This is a genomic window from Streptomyces sp. NPDC043867 (genome assembly GCF_056435845.1).
Window position 1 is genome coordinate 1 of sequence record NZ_JBWKDS010000025.1, and the last position, 15356, is coordinate 15356.

The following is a 15356-nucleotide window of genomic DNA, read 5'->3' on the forward strand; positions in this document are numbered from 1 at the left end:
CGGGAGTACAAGGACGACCTCGTCCTGTGCGTGCACAACTTCTCCCGCTTCGCCCAGCCGACCGAGCTGGACCTGCGGGAATTCGACGGCCGGCATCCGGTGGAGCTGATCGGCGGAGTGCGCTTCCCGGCCATCGGCGAGCTGCCGTACCTGCTGACGCTGGCCGGTCACGGCTTCTACTGGTTCCGGCTCCGCAAGGACGCCGCGTAGAAGCCGGACAGAAGCGGGGCAGAAGCCGCGCAGAACCCGGTCGGGCCGGTTTCCACCGGCCCGACCGGGGCACGCATCAGTAACACCCCGTCCCCCCGGGGAAAGGACGCGCCGCCATGTCGGAAGCCGCAATACACCCAGTCACGGCCCCGGTCGCACGCCCTGATCTGCTCGCGTCGCTCGATCCACTGCTGCGGGAGTGGCTGCCGCGACAGCGTTGGTTCGCGGGCAAGGGGCGCCCGGTGACCGGTTTCACCCTGGTGGCAGCCACGGAGTTGCTGCCGCCCACTGCCACGACCGGCCTGTTCCATCTCCTCGTACGCGCACACCAGCCGCTCACCCCGGCGCCCGGCGCCCCCTCGCATCCCGGGGACTGCTACCAGCTGCTGATAGGCGTGCGCGAGGCGCTGCCCCCACGGCTGGCGCCCGCGCTGATCGGTCATGCGGAGGAGGGTCCACTGGCCGGACGGACGGCGTACGAGGCCCTCCACGACCCACGTTCCGCCGACGTACTGCTCGAGGCGCTGCGGACCCGGGCCCGCATCGGGGACCTGCGGTTCGAGCGCGACCGGCGCCAGGAGATCCCGGAGGACCTGGTGCCGCGGGTGGTGACCGCGGAGCAGTCCAACTCCTCCGTCGTCTATGGAGATACGTTCATCCTGAAGCTGCTGCGCCGGATCGTGCCCGGGGTCAACCCCGATCTGGAGCTGCCGCTGATGCTGGCCCGCGAAGGCTGCCCGCGGGTGCCCGCGCCCACCGCGTGGATGCTCGCGGACCTGGCCGACGAGACGTACGTCCTCGGCGTCATGCAGCCCTTCGTGCGGGGCGCGGCCGACGGCTGGGAGCTGGCGCTGCGCGAGCTGGCCAAGGGTGAGGACTTCAGCGGCGAGGCCCGGGCACTCGGGCGGGCCACGGCCGAGGTGCACACGGCCCTGGCCCGGGCGCTCCCCACCCTCACCTTCGGCCTCCCCCAGCTGGAACTGATCGTCGACGGCATGACCGAGCGCCTGGAGGCCGCCGCGCAGGCGGTGCCCGCGCTGCGGCCGTACGCCCCCGGACTGCGCTCTGCCTTCCAGGCCCTGTCCGACCTGGCCGCCGAGGGCCACACGTGGACGGCCCAGCGCATCCACGGTGACCTGCATCTCGGACAGTGCCTGCGGTCCGCGTCCGGTGAGTGGTCGCTGATCGACTTCGAGGGCGAACCGTCGAAGCCGCTCGCGGAACGCCGGATGCCGCAGCCGGCCGTGCGGGACGTGGCGGGGATGCTGCGGTCCTTCGACTACGCGGCCCACTCGGCCGGAGCCCGGGCGCCCGGCTGGGCCGACGCGTGCCGGGCCGCGTACTGCAGCGGATACGCGGAGGCCACCGGGCGTGATCCGCGCACCGAACCGGTCCTGCTGCGCGCCTACGAGACGGACAAGGCGATCTACGAAGTCCTGTACGAGGCCCGGCACCGGCCCGACTGGCTGCCGGTGCCGATGGCCGCGGTGCGACGGCTCGCCGCGGACGACGGCTCGCCGTGACCCGCGCCCCGACCCGCCCCAGCTCACCCCTGCCGAGGAGGCTCTGCCCGTGACCCCCCGTCCCCCGTCCGAGGACAGTCCGAAGAAGACCGGCGCGAGGAAGTCGGCCGCCGCGAGGAAGGCGGCCGGGAAGAAGGCGACGGCGGCCGCGAAGAGGTCCGCCGAGGAGAAGGCGGCGGTCAAGAAGGCCGTCGAAGGCGCGCCGGCGGCGAAGGACGCGGCGGGAAAGAAGGGCGCCGCGAAGAGGTCAGCGGTGGTGAAGAGCGCGGTGACCAAGGGCGGCACCGCGAAGACGACGGCCCGGAGGACCGCTGGGAAGAAGGCCGCCGACAAGAAGGTCCCCGCCCAGAAGCGGGCCGGGGCCTCGGCCGCCGAACGGCATTCCGGACCGGTGGTCACCGGGGTCACCGCACCCCGGACGCCGGAGCCGGCACCGTCACCGGCGCCCACGCCGGCTTCCGCCCCCGCCCCCGTCCCGTCGCCGGCCACCCCGTCGGAAGGGCTCGTCCCGCAGAAGCCGCCCGCCTCGCAGGAGTCGGCGGCCCCGCAGGAGCAGGCCACCCCTGGGGAGGCACCCGCCTCGCGGGAGTCGGCCGCCCCGCAGGAGCAAGCCGCCCCGCAGAAGCAGGCCGTTCCGCCGGAGCCCGCCGCCCCGCAGGAGCCCATCGCCATGCGGGAGCAGGCCGCCCCTGGGGAGGCGGCCGCCTCGCGGGAGTCGGCCGCCCCGCAGGAGCAGGCCGCCCCGCAGAAGCAGGCCGTTCCGCCGGAGCCCGCCGCCCCACAGGAGCCCATCGCCATGCGGGAGCAGGCCACCCCTGGGGAGGCGGCCGCCTCGCGGGAGTCGGCCGCCCCGCAGGAGCAAGCCGCCCCGCAGAAGCAGGCCGTTCCGCCGGAGCCCGCCGCCCCGCAGGAGCAGGCCGCCTCGCACGAGCAGGCCACCCCTGGGGAGGCACCCGCCTTGCGGGAGTCGGTCCTCCCTGAGGGGTCGGCCGGCTTCGGCGGGGTCGCGCCGGGAGACCGGGAGCGGCTGCTCAGCGGTACGCACCACGATCCGCACGGGGTGCTCGGCGCGCACGCCGTGCCCGGTGGCGTGGCCTTCCGCGCGCTGCGCCCGTACGCCCTCGCCGTGTCCGTCGTCACCGGCGAGCTGCGGGCGGACCTGGCGGACGACGGCGACGGCTTCTTCTCGGGAGTGCTGCCGCTGGTCGAGGTCCCGCAGGACTACCGGCTGGTCGTGACGTACGAGGGGGCGGTGCAGGAGACCGAGGACGCGTACCGCTTCCTGCCCGCGATCGGCGAGTTCGACCTGCACCTGCTCGGCGAGGGCCGGCACGAGCAGCTCTGGAAGGCACTCGGCGCGGAGCCGATGGTGCACCAGGGCGTGACCGGCACCCGGTTCACGGTGTGGGCCCCGAACGCGCGCGGTGTGCGCGTGGCCGGCACCTTCAACTACTGGGACCCCACCGCGTTCCCGATGCGCTCGCTCGGCTCGTCCGGCGTGTGGGAGCTGTTCGTGCCCGCGATCGGCGAGGGCGAGCTGTACAAGTTCGAGATCACCCGGGCCGACGGTTCGAAGACCCTGCGGGCGGACCCGATGGCCCGGCGCACCGAGGTGCCGCCCAAGACCTCCTCGGTCGTCACGGCCTCCCACCACGAGTGGCAGGACGAGGCGTGGATGACCCGGCGCGCGCAGCGGCCCGCGCACGAGGCGCCCTTCTCGGTCTACGAGATCCATCTCGCGTCCTGGCGACCGGGCCTGACGTACCGTCAGCTGGCCGAGCAGCTGCCCGCCTACGTCGCCGACCTGGGCTTCACCCACGTCGAGTTGATGCCGGTGGCCGAGCACCCCTTCGGCGGCTCCTGGGGCTACCAGGTGACCGGTTTCTACGCTCCGACGGCCCGGCTCGGCACTCCCGACGACTTCAAGTACCTGGTCGACGCCCTGCACCGGGCCGGGATCGGTGTGCTCATGGACTGGGTGCCGGCGCACTTCCCGCGTGACGACTGGGCGCTGGCCGAGTTCGACGGACGCCCGCTGTACGAGCACTCGGACCCTCTGCGGGCGGCCCACCCCGACTGGGGAACGCTGGAGTTCGACTACGGGCGCCGCGAGGTGCGCAACTTCCTGGTCGCCAACGCCGTGTACTGGTGCGAGGAGTTCCACATCGACGGCCTGCGCGTGGACGCCGTCGCCTCCATGCTCTACCTCGACTACTCCCGCGAGCCCGGCCAGTGGACCCCGAACGAGCACGGCGGCCGGGAGAACCTGGACGCGGTCGCCTTCCTCCAGGAGATGAACGCCACCGTGTACCGGCGCAACCCGGGCGTCGTCACCATCGCGGAGGAGTCGACGGCCTGGGACGGCGTCACCCGGGCCACCCACCTCACCGGGCCCGGCGGCCTCGGCGGCCTGGGCTTCGGGCTGAAGTGGAACATGGGCTGGATGCACGACTCGCTCGACTACGTGCAGCACGAGCCGGTCCATCGCAAGTACCACCACCACGAGATGACCTTCTCGATGGTGTACGCGTACAGCGAGAACTACGTGCTGCCCATCTCCCACGACGAAGTCGTCCACGGCAAGCGGTCGCTGGTGTCGAAGATGCCCGGCGACTGGTGGCAGCAGCGGGCCACCGACCGCGCGTACCTCGGCTTCATGTGGGCCCATCCCGGTAAGCAGCTCCTGTTCATGGGGCAGGAGTTCGCCCAGGGCGCCGAGTGGTCGGAGGCTCACGGGCCCGACTGGTGGCTGCTCGACCCCGCCTACGGCGCGGAGGCCGACCACCGCGGTGTGCGCGACCTCGTCCGCGATCTCAACACCGTCTACCGGGCCGAGCCGGCCCTGTGGGAGCGGGACACCGATCCCTCCGGGTTCGCCTGGATCGCCGGGGACGCGGCCGAGGACAACGTGTTCGCGTTCCTGCGCCACGCCGCCGACGGCACGCCGTTGCTCGCCGTGTCCCACTTCGCGCCGGTGGTGCGGCACGACTTCCGGCTCGGGGTCCCGGACGACGTGCCCGCCTGGCACGAGGTCCTCAACACCGACCTCGCCCGGTACGGCGGCAGCGACGTCACGAATCCCGACCCGGTGAAGCCGGAGCCGCGGGCAGCCCACGGGCGCCCGGCCAGCATCCGGCTGAGCCTGCCGCCCCTGTCGACGGTCTGGCTCCGCCCGGCGTGACCTCGCAACGCCGGTGGGGCTGAGGGGATTCAGCCCCACCGGCGTTCGCGGGGCGGGGCCCGGGGGCAGCGCTCCCGAGTCGCGACGGATACGACGTCAGCCGGTCGCCAGGGAGGCCGGCAGGTCGCCCGTGTGCAGCACTCCCAGTGTCTGCGTGGCGCGGGTCAGGGCGACGTACAGGTCGCTCGTCCCGTACCGGCCGGGCTCGACCACCAGGACGGAGTCGAACTCGAGCCCCTTGGCCTGCCGGGGGTCGAGCAGCACGACGGTGCGGGTCAGATCCGGCTCCGCGCCCGCCGTCACCCCGTCGAGCCGCACGGCCAGCGCCCGGTGCAGGTCACGGGGCGCGATCACCGCGAGGCGCCCCTCGTCGGGGGTGAGTTCGGTGACGGCCTCGGCGACGGCGCCGGGCAGGTCGCCGGTGGCGCGCACCCAGGGCCGTACCCCCGTGGACCGCACCGAACTCGGCGGCTCGAAGTCCGGGTCCCCGGCCCGCAGCACGGCTGCCGCGAGGTCCATGATCTCGGACGGGGTGCGGTAGTTGACGGCGAGGCGGGTGTGCTCCCAGCGGTCCCCGACGTACGGGGAGAGGATGTCCGACCAGGAGCCGACGCCGCCCGCCTCGGAGGTCTGCGCGGGGTCGCCGACCAGCGTCATGGAGCGGGTCGGGCTGCGCCGCATCAGCAGCCGCCAGGCCATCGGCGACAGCTCCTGCGCCTCGTCGACGATGATGTGCCCGAACGCCCAGGTGCGGTCCGCCGCGGCCCGCTCGGCGGCGCTGCGGTGGTCGTCCTCCTCGTGCCGCTCGGCGAACCGCTCCGCGTCGATGATGTTGTGCGCGGACAGGACCTCGGAGTCCTCCTCGTCCTTGTCCTCGAACTCGTACGTCCGCGAGGCGTACGAGACGTCCAGCACGCCCTGGGCGTAGGCGACCTGGGCGTTGCGCTCCCGCTCGGCGAGGGCGCGCGCCACCCGGCCGTCCTCGCCGAGCAGTTCCGCCGCCTCGTCCAGGAGCGGGACGTCCGCGGTGGTCCACGCCCGGGTGACCGGCCGGCGGATCGCCGCCGCGTCCTCGTCCGTGACGTATCCCTCCGGGGCCGCCAGGAAGTCCGCCACCAGCCCGCGCGGGGTCAGCCGGGGCCACAACTGGTCGACGGCGGACCAGACTTCGGGGTTCTCGGCGAGTTCGTCGCGGATCTGCGTGATGTCGCTCGCGTCGAGCAGGTTCGAGCCGTCGAAGGGGTCGGTGCCGATGCGCTCGGCGAGCATGTCCGTGAGGGTGTTGAGGATGTGCCCCTCGAAGTGCTCGCGGGCCACGTTGTGCGGCAGCTTCGCCTCGCGGGTGCGCTCGCGGGCCACCTGCACGAGGCCCTCGTCGAGCATCAGTATGTCCCGGTCGTGCTCGATGGCGATGACCGGGTCGGGCAGCGCCTGCCGGTCGCGTACGACCTCGGCGAGGACGTCGGCCATCTCCGCGCGGCCCTTCACGGCGGCCGCCTCGGGGGTGTCGGCGGCGGTCGCCCTCACACCGGGGAACAGCTCGCCGACGGTCGCGAGCAGTACGCCCGTCTCGCCGAGCGAGGGCAGCACCTCGCCGATGTAGCCGAGGAAGGCGGGGTTCGGGCCGACGATCAGGACGGCCCGCTTGGCGAGCAGTTCCCGGTGTTCGTAGAGGAGATAGGCGGCCCGGTGCAGCGCGACGGCCGTCTTCCCCGTGCCGGGGCCGCCCTCGACGACCATGACGCCCCGGTGCGGGGCGCGGATGATGCGGTCCTGCTCGGCCTGGATGGTCTGCACGATGTCGCTCATCCGGCCGGTGCGGGCCGAGTTGAGCGCGGCGAGCAGGACGGCGTCGCCCGCCGGGTCCTCGTGGCCGGTGCGCTCCCGGTCGCCGAGGTCGAGGAGTTCGTCGTGCAGCGCGGTGACCCGGCGGCCGTCGGTGGTGATGTGCCGGCGGCGGCGCAGGTCCATCGGGGTGTGGCCGGTGGCGAGGTAGAAGGGGCGGGCGACGGGGGCCCGCCAGTCGACCAGGATCGGGGTGAGGTCGGCGTCGTCGGCGCGGATGCCGATGCGTCCGATGTGGTGACTGACCCCGCTGGTGAGGTCGATGCGGCCGAAGCAGAGCGAGCCTTCCACGGCGTTCAGGGCGGCGAGCAGCCCGGAGCGCTCGGCGACGAGGACATCCCGTTCGAGCCGGGCCTGCATCGGTGTGTTGCCCTGGCCGAGCGCGTCGGTGACGGACTCCTCGGTGGCGCCGCGCAGGGTGTCCACGCGTGTGTACAGGCCGTCGATGAATTCCTGCTCGTGCCGCAATTCATCGTCTGGAAATTCGGTGTTTGACAATTCCGCTCCCGGCCGGATATACTGTGCCCGTTGAACTCATTCGCGATCCGCATTACCGAAGTCGCGAATCATCGAATATACGCAAAGAAATCCCCCGAGCGCAATTGCTCGAGGGATTTTTTCGTTCCCCGGGGTCGTTCCCTTGGCACCTCTGCGGGTACTCCCGTACGTGCGCCGGGGTCAGAGCACGTCGGACAGTTCCTCCCGCAGCCGCCGCTTGGCCCGGGCGCCGACCATGGAGCGCACCGGCTCACCGCCCCGGAAGACCATGAAGGTGGGCATCGAGAGCACCCCGTAGGCGAGGGCGGTCCGCGGGTTGGTGTCCACGTCGAGCTGGACGACCTTGAGCCGGCCGTCCTCCTCCGCGGCCAGGGCGCTCAGCACCGGCCCCATCTGCCGGCACGGCGGGCACCAGTCGGCGGTGAACTCCACCAGCACGGGCAGCTCCGCCCCGATCACCTCCGCCTCGAAGTCCGCGTCCGTCACTTCGGCCACTCCTGCCGCCTTGATCACTGCGTCCGTCCTCCCAGTTCGCACACGGGTTCCGGGCCGCCCGGAACCTCCGCGTCGGCGGCCAGCTCGTCGCGCGCCCGCTCGGCCTTCGCCAGCTGGACGCCCACGTGTTCGCGCACCGCCTGCAACTCGCCGATCAGCGCGTCGAGTTCGCCGAGCTTGCGGCGGTACACCGCCAGCGAGGCCGGGCAGGAGTCGCCCTCGGGATGTCCGGCCCGCAGACACTCCACGAAGGGCCGGGTCTCCTCCAGGTCGAACCCGAAGTCCTGCAACGTCCTGATCTGCCGCAGCAGCCGCAGGTCGTCCTCGTCGTAGGTCCGGTATCCGTTCTCGCCCCGCCGCGCGGGCAGCAGCCCGCGGGTCTCGTAGTAGCGCAGGGTCCGCGTGGTCGTCCCGGCCCGCGCCGCCAGCTCGCCGATTCGCATGACCCCGACGGTACGGCTTGACGCCGACGTCAAGGCAAGCGGTTCAACGGGGCCGGGGCGGGAGCAGCGGTCTGCGTTCCACCGGGGACGACAGGACGATGGACGTCGTCGTGCGGCCGAGGGCGGAGGTCTGCTCCAGGATCTCCTCCAGGTGGATGGTGTCCTGCACCGCCACCTTGAGGATCCAGCAGTCCTCGCCGACGACGTGGTGGACCTCCACGACCTCCGGGCGGCCGAGGAGTTCCAGCGTCCTCGGGTGCTTGAGGGTGTAGCCGCCGTGCGGGTTCACCCGGACGAAGGCCTGGATGCCGTAGCCGAGGCGGGCGGGGGCGACGTGGGCGCCGTAGCCGGTGACGGCGCCCGCGGACTCCAGCCGGCGGACGCGTTCGGCGACGGCCGCCGGGCTCAGCCTGACCCGGCGGCCCAGCTCACTGAGCCTGATCCGGCCGTCGGTCTGCAGCAGCTCCAGGATCCGGCGGTCCACCTCGTCGAAGGCCGCCGACGTTTCGTGGGCGGCGGCCCGCTGGTGCCGTGGTTCCTTCGGTGCGACGGCCTGATCTCCCATGACTCCCCCTTCAGTCCCGCGCTTGTCGTCGGGAGAATTATGACCGCACGCCAGGCAGCGGCCCGGGGCGGAAACGGAATGCGGGAGGGCGTCGTGCGCGACGTGTGTGTCATCGGCGGAAACCGCTATTTCGGAAAGCGGCTCATGGCCCGGCTGCTCGCCGCCGGCGACCGGGTCACGGTCGTCAATCGCGGCTCGTCGCCGCCGCCCGCCGGAGCGGTCCACCTGGCCGCCGACCGCGATGACGAGGAGGCGCTGCGCGCGGCACTCGGTTCACGCGCCTTCGACGTCGTCGTCGACCAGGTCTGCTATTCGCCCCGGCAGGCGGCCGTCGCCCGGCGCGTCTTCACCGGCCGCACCCGGCGGTACGTCATGACCTCCACCGTCGAGGTGTACGAGGACGAGGACTCGGCGTCACCGGTGCGCGAGGAGGCGGTCGACCCGCGGACCGTCGCCGTGGACCTCGGCCTGCCCTGGGAGGACCCCGGGTTCCTCGACACCCACTACGGCGAGGGCAAGCGGCAGGCGGAGGCGGTGTTCGCGCGGGATCCCGCCTTTCCGTACGTCGCCGTGCGCGTCGCCCATGTGCTGGGCGGGGACGACGACTTCACCGGACGGCTAGACCACTACGTCCGGCGGATCGCGGCGGGTGAGCCGATCGCGGTGCCGGCGGTGAACCGTCCGGCGACTTACATCCACGTCGAGGAGGTCGCCGACTTCCTGATGTGGGTGACGGGCCAGGACTGCACAGGCCCGCTGAACGCGGCCTCCCACGGGACGCTGACCACAGAGGAGTTGTGCCGGGCGGTGGCCGCGCGCGTCCCCGGCGGCAGGACGGTCTTCCGGACCGTGGAGGCCGGTGAGGTCTCGCCGTTCGCTTTCACCCGCTCGTACGGGATGGACAACTCCCGTGCCTCCGGGCTGGGTTTCCGCTTCGGGCAGGCGCGGGAGTGGCTGCCGCGCGCGGTCGCGGAGACCCTAGGAGCGGGAACTGGGGGTGGCGTGGCCCTCGGGGCCGGGATTCCCGGTGCGGTGCCTGCGCCTGCGCCTGTGCAGGTGGCTGTGCCGGTCGCGCCGCTCGGGGAGGTCGACTGACGTGCGGCAGCGCACCCTTGGCGGTCTCCGGGTCGGTGCGGTCGGGCTCGGCGCGATGCCGCTGTCCATCGAGGGCCGTCCCGACGAGGCCCGCGCCCTGGCCACCGTGCACGCCGCCCTCGACGCGGGCGTCACCCTCCTGGACACCGCCGACTCGTATCACCTGCCCGGGGAGGAACCGGGCCACAACGAACGGCTCGTCGCCCGCGCGCTCGCCACGTACGGCGGCGACACGGCGGACGTCCTGGTCGCCACGAAGGGCGGCCGGGGCCGGCCGGCCGACGGCAGCTGGACGGTCACCGGCAGGCCGGACCATCTGAAGGCGGCCGCCAAGGCCTCGCTGAAGCGGCTCGGCGTCGAGGCCATCGGCCTCTACCAGTTGCACAAACCCGACCCCGCGGTGCCCTTCGAGGAGTCCGTCGGCGCCCTGCGCGACCTGCTCGACGAGGGCAGCATCCGCCTGGCCGGCCTCAGCAACACGGATCCGGAACAGATACGCCGGGCCCACGCGCTCCTCGGCGACCGCCTCGTCTCGGTCCAGAACCGGTACTCGCCCGCCGTGCGGGACGGCACCGCCGAGCTGCGGCTCTGCGCCGACCTTGGCCTCGCGTTCCTTCCCTGGAGTCCCCTCGGCGGCATCTCCCGCAGCTCCCTGGACGGGCCGTCGCGGACGGCGTCCGGCGGTTTCGCCGCGTTCCACGAGGTGGCACGCGAGCGCGGGGTCAGCCCTCAGCGGGTCTGCCTCGCCTGGCTGCTGTCCCTCTCGCCCACCGTGATCCCGATACCGGGGGCGAGCCGCCCGGCGACGGTCCGGGACTCCGCGGGAGCGGCGGACCTGGTCCTTCAGGCGGATGAACTGGCCCGCCTGAACGCGGCGACGGCAGGGCGGCCCCCGGCCGACCCGGCGCAGCCCTGACCCCGGGAACACGAAAGGCCCGGGGCCCGGGGAGCCCCCCGGACCTCCGGGCCCGCCCTCGGTGAGGTCAGCGCGTCCCGCTCGGCCCGCCGGACGGGCCGGCCACGGACGCGGACTCCTCGTCGGGGGACGCGGCTTCGGCCTCGCCCGCGACTTCGGCGCCGGCGTCGGCGTCGGCGTCGGCGTCGGCGTCGGCGTCCGTGCCGGCCGTGCCGTTCGTGGACCCGGCCTTCGCGGACCCGGCCTTCGCGGACCCGGCCTTCGTGGCCCCGGCCTCCGGGGCCCCGGCCTCCGGGGTCCCGCCCTTCGTGGCCCCGGCCTCAGGGGTCCCGGTCTCCGGGTCGGCCGTGCGTGCCCTGCGCGGCAGCAGGAACGCCACCAGAACCGTGCCGACGCCGAGGACCACCGCACCGACGAGGCTGGTGTGCGCGACCGCGTCCGAGAAGGACGAGCCGACCGCGTCCGCCATGTGGCGTGCACCCTCGGCGAGCTGGTCGGCCTGGGCCTTCAACTGGGAGGCCTGCTCGGCGTTCTGCGCCTGGGCGGCCTGCTCGCCGGCCCGCCGGGCCTTCTCGCCGATGCCCTGGGCGACCGCGTAGCCCGCGCCCACCGAGTCCTGCGCCGTGGACAGGGCACCCGCGGGAAGTCCGCTGCCCGCGGTCGCGTCCGACAGCTGCGAGGAGTACGAACTCGCCAGCACGGAACCGAGGATGGCGATGCCCAGCGAGCCGCCGAGCTCCAGCGAGGTGTCGTTCACCGCGCCGCCGACGCCCAGTTCGGACTCGGGGAACGCGCCCATGATGGCGTCCGTGCAGGGCGACAGGGCGAGCCCGATGGCGAGGCCCAGGATGACCAGGGGCAGGACGAAGTCGCCGTACGACGACGTGGCGTCGATCCGGGTGAGCAGCGCGAGCGCGGCCGTGCCGGCCACCATGCCCGCGGTGACCGTGATCTTCATGCCGACGCGCGGGGTGAGGTAGCCGGTGAGGGCCGAGCCGACGAAGACGGCCCCGGCGAGCGGCAGCATGCGCACCCCGGTGTCCAGGGCGTCGTAGCCGAGGACGAACTGGAGGTGCTGGGTGAGGAAGTAGAAGGCGCCGAAGACGGCCAGGAAGAAGAGCGCGACCGCGAGGTTGGAACCGGCGAATCCGCGGTGCGCGAAGCGGCGTACGTCGACGACCGGGCGCGGGTGGCGCAGCTCCCACAGGACGAAGGCGACAAGGCCGAGGCCGGCGACGACCGCGGCGGTGACGGCCTTCACGCCCCAGCCGAAGTGCGGCCCCTCGATGATCATGTAGACGAGGGCGCCGATCCACAGCACGGACAGCAGACCGCCGACGTAGTCGATGCGGTCGTGGTGGGCGGCCGCGGACGGCGGCACGAGGACGAGCGCGCCGACGATGGCCAGGGCGGCGACGGGCACGTTGATCAGGAAGGTGGAGGACCAGCCGTGGTGCTCCAGGAGGGCGCCCGCGACCAGCGGCCCGGCCGCGATGGCGAGTCCGGCGGTGGCGGTCCACAGGGTGATCGCCTTGGCTCGCTCGGCACGCGGGAAGGTCGCGGCGAGGAGGGAGAGCGTGGCGGGCATGATCAGCGCGGCGCCCACACCCATCACGGCGCGGGCCGCGATGACGCCCGTGGAGCTGTCGACGAGCGAGCCGGCGACCGCGCCGCCGCCGAAGACGACGAGCCCGAGGACCAGTGCGCCGCGGCGGCTGTACTTGTCGCCGATCGCGCCGAGCAGCAGCATCAGCGCGGCGTACGGGACGGTGTAGCCGTCGATGACCCACTGCAGGTCGGCGCTGGACAGGCCGAGGTCCTGGGTCATGTCCGGGGCCGCGACCGTGAGGGCGGTGTTCGCCATCACGATGATCAGCAGGCTCAGGCAGAGCACCAGCAGGGCCCACCAGCGCCGGGCGTAGGGCCGGTCCATCCTCTCGACCGGTTCGTTCATGACGAGACGCATGGGTTCGCTTCGCCCTTCCTCTGTCGGCTCGCACGGTGCCGGACGATCGGCCCGCACCGCGGGGTGGTCTGTACGGCGGCCGTCTCACCCGGCCACTTGCACAGCGACGTGCAATTGCACGACACTGTGCAACGTACGTCATTGCACAGAGCTGTGCAAATGGAGGAGGTGGAGGCCCTGTGGACGCAGCGCCGGCCGCCAGGGCCTGCCCGGCCGTTCCCGCCTGCCCCGCGAGCCCGCCCCAAAGGGCGACGAGGCAGTGGCCGGACGGGCACCGGGAAAGGACGTGCAGAATGTCAGCCATGACCACGGGTAACGCCAGCCGCGCCGATGCGAACCGCCGCCGGATCCTCGATGTCGCGCTCGCCGAGCTGCTGCGCGACCCCGACGCCTCCATGGACCAGATCGCGCGTGCCGCGGGGGTCGTCCGGCGCACGGTGTACGGGCACTTCCCGAGCCGCGAGGCACTGATCGGCACACTGTTCGAGGGCGCGGCGCAGGCGGTGGAGGCGGCGCACGCCGCGGGCCGCGAGGGCGTCGAGGACCCCGCGGAGTCGCTGGTCCGCTCGACGCTGGCGGTATGGGAGATCGCCGACCGCTACCGGCTGCTGGTCGCGCTCGCCCAGCGCAGCGTCACGGTCCAGGGCATACGCGACCGGCTCACGCCCGTCCGCAAGTCCTGCGCACAGCTGCTCCGGCGCGGTCTCGAGGCGGGCGTGTTCACGTCCCCGCTGCCGCCGGACGCGCTGGCCTACGTGCACGAGCAGATGCTCTTCGCCCTGATGGAAGCGGTGAACGACGGCCTGCTGGCAGCGGAGGAGGCGGGCCGCTCCGCCGCGGTCACCATGCTGACCGCGGCGGGCGTACCCGCCTCGCGTGCCACCGTCCTGGTGGCGAATATCGAGCGCCTGAGCGCCTGAGCGCCTGAACACCTGAACACCTGAACACCTGAACGGCGGCTCGGCGGCGACCGACCGACGTCGGCGCACCGAGCGGCCGGGCCTACGGGGGGCGACCCGGCCGCTCGGCGTCCTGCCGGGCCCCCGCGTGTGCCGGGCGCCTCACGGCGCCCCGGGGCCCGGCTTCGCCGGGCCCCATCAGGGCGGGGCCCGGCGAAGCGTTATGCCTTGACCAGCTGCTTCTCGCCGCCCTGCTCCGGGAGGCCGGCCGCCGGGGTGTCCTCGTCGTGGTCCAGCAGCGTCTCCTCGTCGAAGGGCAGCTGTCCCGCGAGCACCTGGTCGACCCGGCCCCGGTCGATCTCCTTGGTCCAGGTGGCGATCAGCACGGTGGCGACCGCGTTGCCCGCGAAGTTCGTGAGGGCGCGGGCCTCGCTCATGAAGCGGTCGATGCCGACGATCAGGCCGACGCCGTCGACCAGTGCGGGCTTGTGCGACTGAAGACCGCCGGCCAGCGTGGCGAGGCCGGCCCCGCTGACGCCCGCCGCGCCCTTCGAGGCGACCAGCAGGAAGAGCAGGAGCGGGATCTGCTCCCCGACCGACATCGGCTTGCCGAGCGCGTCGGCGATGTAGAGCGACGCCATCGTCATGTAGATCATGGTGCCGTCGAGGTTGAAGGAGTAGCCGGTCGGGACGGTGATGCCGACCACCGGCTTGCTCACGCCCAGGTGCTCCATCTTCGCGATGAGCCGCGGCAGCGCGGACTCGGAGGAGGAGGTGGACAGGATCAGCAGGAACTCTCGGCCGAGGTACTTGAAGAGCGTGAGGATGTTGAGGCCCGCGACGATCCGCAGCAGCGCGCCGAGCACGATGAAGACGAAGAGGAAGCAGGTGACGTAGAAGCCCAGCATCAGCACGGCGAGGCTCTTGAGGGCGTCCAGTCCGGCGGAACCGGTGACCGCGGCGATCGCGCCGAAGGCACCGAGGGGCGCGGCCCACATCACCATGGCGAGGATGCGGAAGACGAGCCGCTGGATGTGCTCGATGCCGCGGAGCACCGGCCGGCCGGCCGGACCCATGGCCTGCAGCGCGAACCCGGCGAGCAGGGCGACGAGGAGGGTCTGCAGGACCTGGCCCTCGGTGAACGCGGAGACCATCGTGGTCGGGATGATGGAGAGGACGAACTCGACCGGCGGCAGCGCTTCCGCGGACACCTGTCCCTGGCCGGCCTCCTTCACCGACTGGGTCACCGCGAGACCCGTGCCGGGCTCCAGGATGTTGCCGACCACCAGGCCGATGGCGAGGGCGACCAGCGACATGACCAGGAAGTAGCCGAGCGCGATACCGCCGACGGCGCCGACCTTGGCGGCCTTGCGCACCGAGCCGATGCCCAGCACGATCGTGCAGAAGATGATCGGCGAGATCATCATCTTGATCAGGTTCACGAAGCCGGTGCCGATGGGCTTCAGCTCGACCGCGAAGTCGGGGGCGAGCAGGCCCACGGCGATGCCGAGGATCACCGCCGCGATCACGGCGATGTACAGGTAGTGCGTGCGGTCCCGCTTGGCGGCGGGTGCGGCAGGTGCCGTTGCGGGTGTGCTGGTCACGGCTGCCCTCCTTGACGACGTCGTCGGCATCATCCGGCGTGCGGCTCACGTCCGGGCGGAACCGGGAGCGGGGGGCTCCCGGACGAGTGCCGGGAGCGCAGGGCTCCCGAGCGGGT

At 72.8% G+C, this 15356-nt stretch carries 12 protein-coding genes; 6 read left to right on the forward strand and 6 right to left on the reverse strand.

Features of this window, described 5'->3' with window-relative positions; all coding sequences use genetic code 11:
- From AC069T_RS23855 to glgB, 3 genes are all read left to right on the forward strand, one after another.
- Positions 1-210, forward strand: a 210-nt coding sequence (locus AC069T_RS23855; protein WP_478784654.1) for an alpha-glucosidase C-terminal domain-containing protein, incomplete at its 5' end; no start/stop codon positions are given.
- A 116-nt stretch (positions 211-326) separates the two neighbouring features.
- A complete protein-coding gene (locus tag AC069T_RS23860; protein ID WP_478784655.1) occupies positions 327-1733 on the forward strand; it encodes a maltokinase N-terminal cap-like domain-containing protein in 1407 nt (468 codons plus the stop codon).
- Between the two features lie 49 nt (positions 1734-1782).
- Positions 1783-4914 carry a 1,4-alpha-glucan branching enzyme gene (gene glgB / locus AC069T_RS23865; protein WP_478784656.1) on the forward strand — a complete coding sequence of 1044 codons (3132 nt, stop codon included), beginning with the start codon at positions 1783-1785 and terminating at the stop codon, positions 4912-4914.
- Positions 4915-5010: 96 nt separating this feature from the next.
- Here glgB and AC069T_RS23870 read toward each other — a convergent pair whose 3' ends face one another.
- From AC069T_RS23870 to AC069T_RS23885, 4 genes are all read right to left on the reverse strand, one after another.
- The gene (locus AC069T_RS23870; protein WP_478784657.1) at positions 5011-7257 is read right to left on the reverse strand and encodes a HelD family protein; all 2247 of its coding nucleotides are present in this window, start codon (positions 7255-7257) and stop codon (positions 5011-5013) included.
- Between the two features lie 180 nt (positions 7258-7437).
- Positions 7438-7770 (reverse strand): thioredoxin family protein, encoded by a 333-nt coding sequence (locus AC069T_RS23875; RefSeq protein WP_478784658.1) that lies wholly within the window; start codon positions 7768-7770, stop codon positions 7438-7440.
- Entirely contained in the window at positions 7767-8195 is a 429-nt protein-coding gene (locus tag AC069T_RS23880; protein ID WP_358852254.1) for a MerR family transcriptional regulator, read from the reverse strand. The genes AC069T_RS23875 and AC069T_RS23880 overlap by 4 nt, the downstream gene beginning before the upstream one ends.
- A 43-nt stretch (positions 8196-8238) precedes the next feature.
- Complete coding sequence (locus AC069T_RS23885; RefSeq protein ID WP_478784659.1) at positions 8239-8760, reverse strand: Lrp/AsnC family transcriptional regulator; 522 nt, start codon at positions 8758-8760, stop codon at positions 8239-8241.
- 78 nt (positions 8761-8838) lie between these two features.
- Between AC069T_RS23885 and AC069T_RS23890 the strand changes: the two genes are divergently transcribed.
- On the forward strand, positions 8839-9855 hold the full coding sequence (locus AC069T_RS23890) for an NAD-dependent epimerase/dehydratase family protein (protein WP_478784660.1): 1017 nt from the start codon (positions 8839-8841) through the stop codon (positions 9853-9855).
- A 1-nt stretch (position 9856) separates the two neighbouring features.
- A complete protein-coding gene (locus tag AC069T_RS23895; protein ID WP_478784661.1) occupies positions 9857-10771 on the forward strand; it encodes an aldo/keto reductase in 915 nt (304 codons plus the stop codon).
- A 67-nt stretch (positions 10772-10838) separates the two neighbouring features.
- On the opposite strand, the gene AC069T_RS23900 is transcribed toward AC069T_RS23895, so the two are convergent.
- Positions 10839-12737: an MFS transporter gene (locus AC069T_RS23900; protein WP_478784662.1), complete on the reverse strand. Its 1899-nt coding sequence runs from the start codon at positions 12735-12737 to the stop codon at positions 10839-10841.
- A gap of 293 nt (positions 12738-13030) precedes the next feature.
- Here AC069T_RS23900 and AC069T_RS23905 point away from each other — a divergent pair, with 293 nt between their 5' ends.
- Positions 13031-13657, forward strand: a complete 627-nt coding sequence (locus tag AC069T_RS23905) for a TetR/AcrR family transcriptional regulator (protein ID WP_478784663.1) — start codon at positions 13031-13033, stop codon at positions 13655-13657.
- 200 nt (positions 13658-13857) lie between these two features.
- Here the strand turns inward: AC069T_RS23905 and AC069T_RS23910 are convergent, their stop codons facing one another.
- Positions 13858-15270, reverse strand: coding sequence for a cation:dicarboxylate symporter family transporter (locus tag AC069T_RS23910; protein WP_478784749.1), 1413 nt, complete (start codon positions 15268-15270; stop codon positions 13858-13860).
- Positions 15271-15356: the final 86 nt, after the last annotated feature.

Excerpts from the sequence above, each read along its gene's own strand:
- AC069T_RS23880 (WP_358852254.1), bottom strand. The coding sequence starts at position 8,195 with ATGCGAATCGGCGAGCTGGCGGCGCGGGCCGGGACGACCACGCGGACC.
- AC069T_RS23905 (WP_478784663.1), top strand. The coding sequence starts at position 13,031 with ATGTCAGCCATGACCACGGGTAACGCCAGCCGCGCCGATGCGAACCGC.
- AC069T_RS23900 (WP_478784662.1), bottom strand. The coding sequence starts at position 12,737 with ATGCGTCTCGTCATGAACGAACCGGTCGAGAGGATGGACCGGCCCTAC.
- AC069T_RS23860 (WP_478784655.1), top strand. The coding sequence starts at position 327 with ATGTCGGAAGCCGCAATACACCCAGTCACGGCCCCGGTCGCACGCCCT.
- AC069T_RS23885 (WP_478784659.1), bottom strand. The coding sequence starts at position 8,760 with ATGGGAGATCAGGCCGTCGCACCGAAGGAACCACGGCACCAGCGGGCC.
- AC069T_RS23910 (WP_478784749.1), bottom strand. The coding sequence starts at position 15,270 with ATGCCGACGACGTCGTCAAGGAGGGCAGCCGTGACCAGCACACCCGCA.
- AC069T_RS23890 (WP_478784660.1), top strand. The coding sequence starts at position 8,839 with ATGCGGGAGGGCGTCGTGCGCGACGTGTGTGTCATCGGCGGAAACCGC.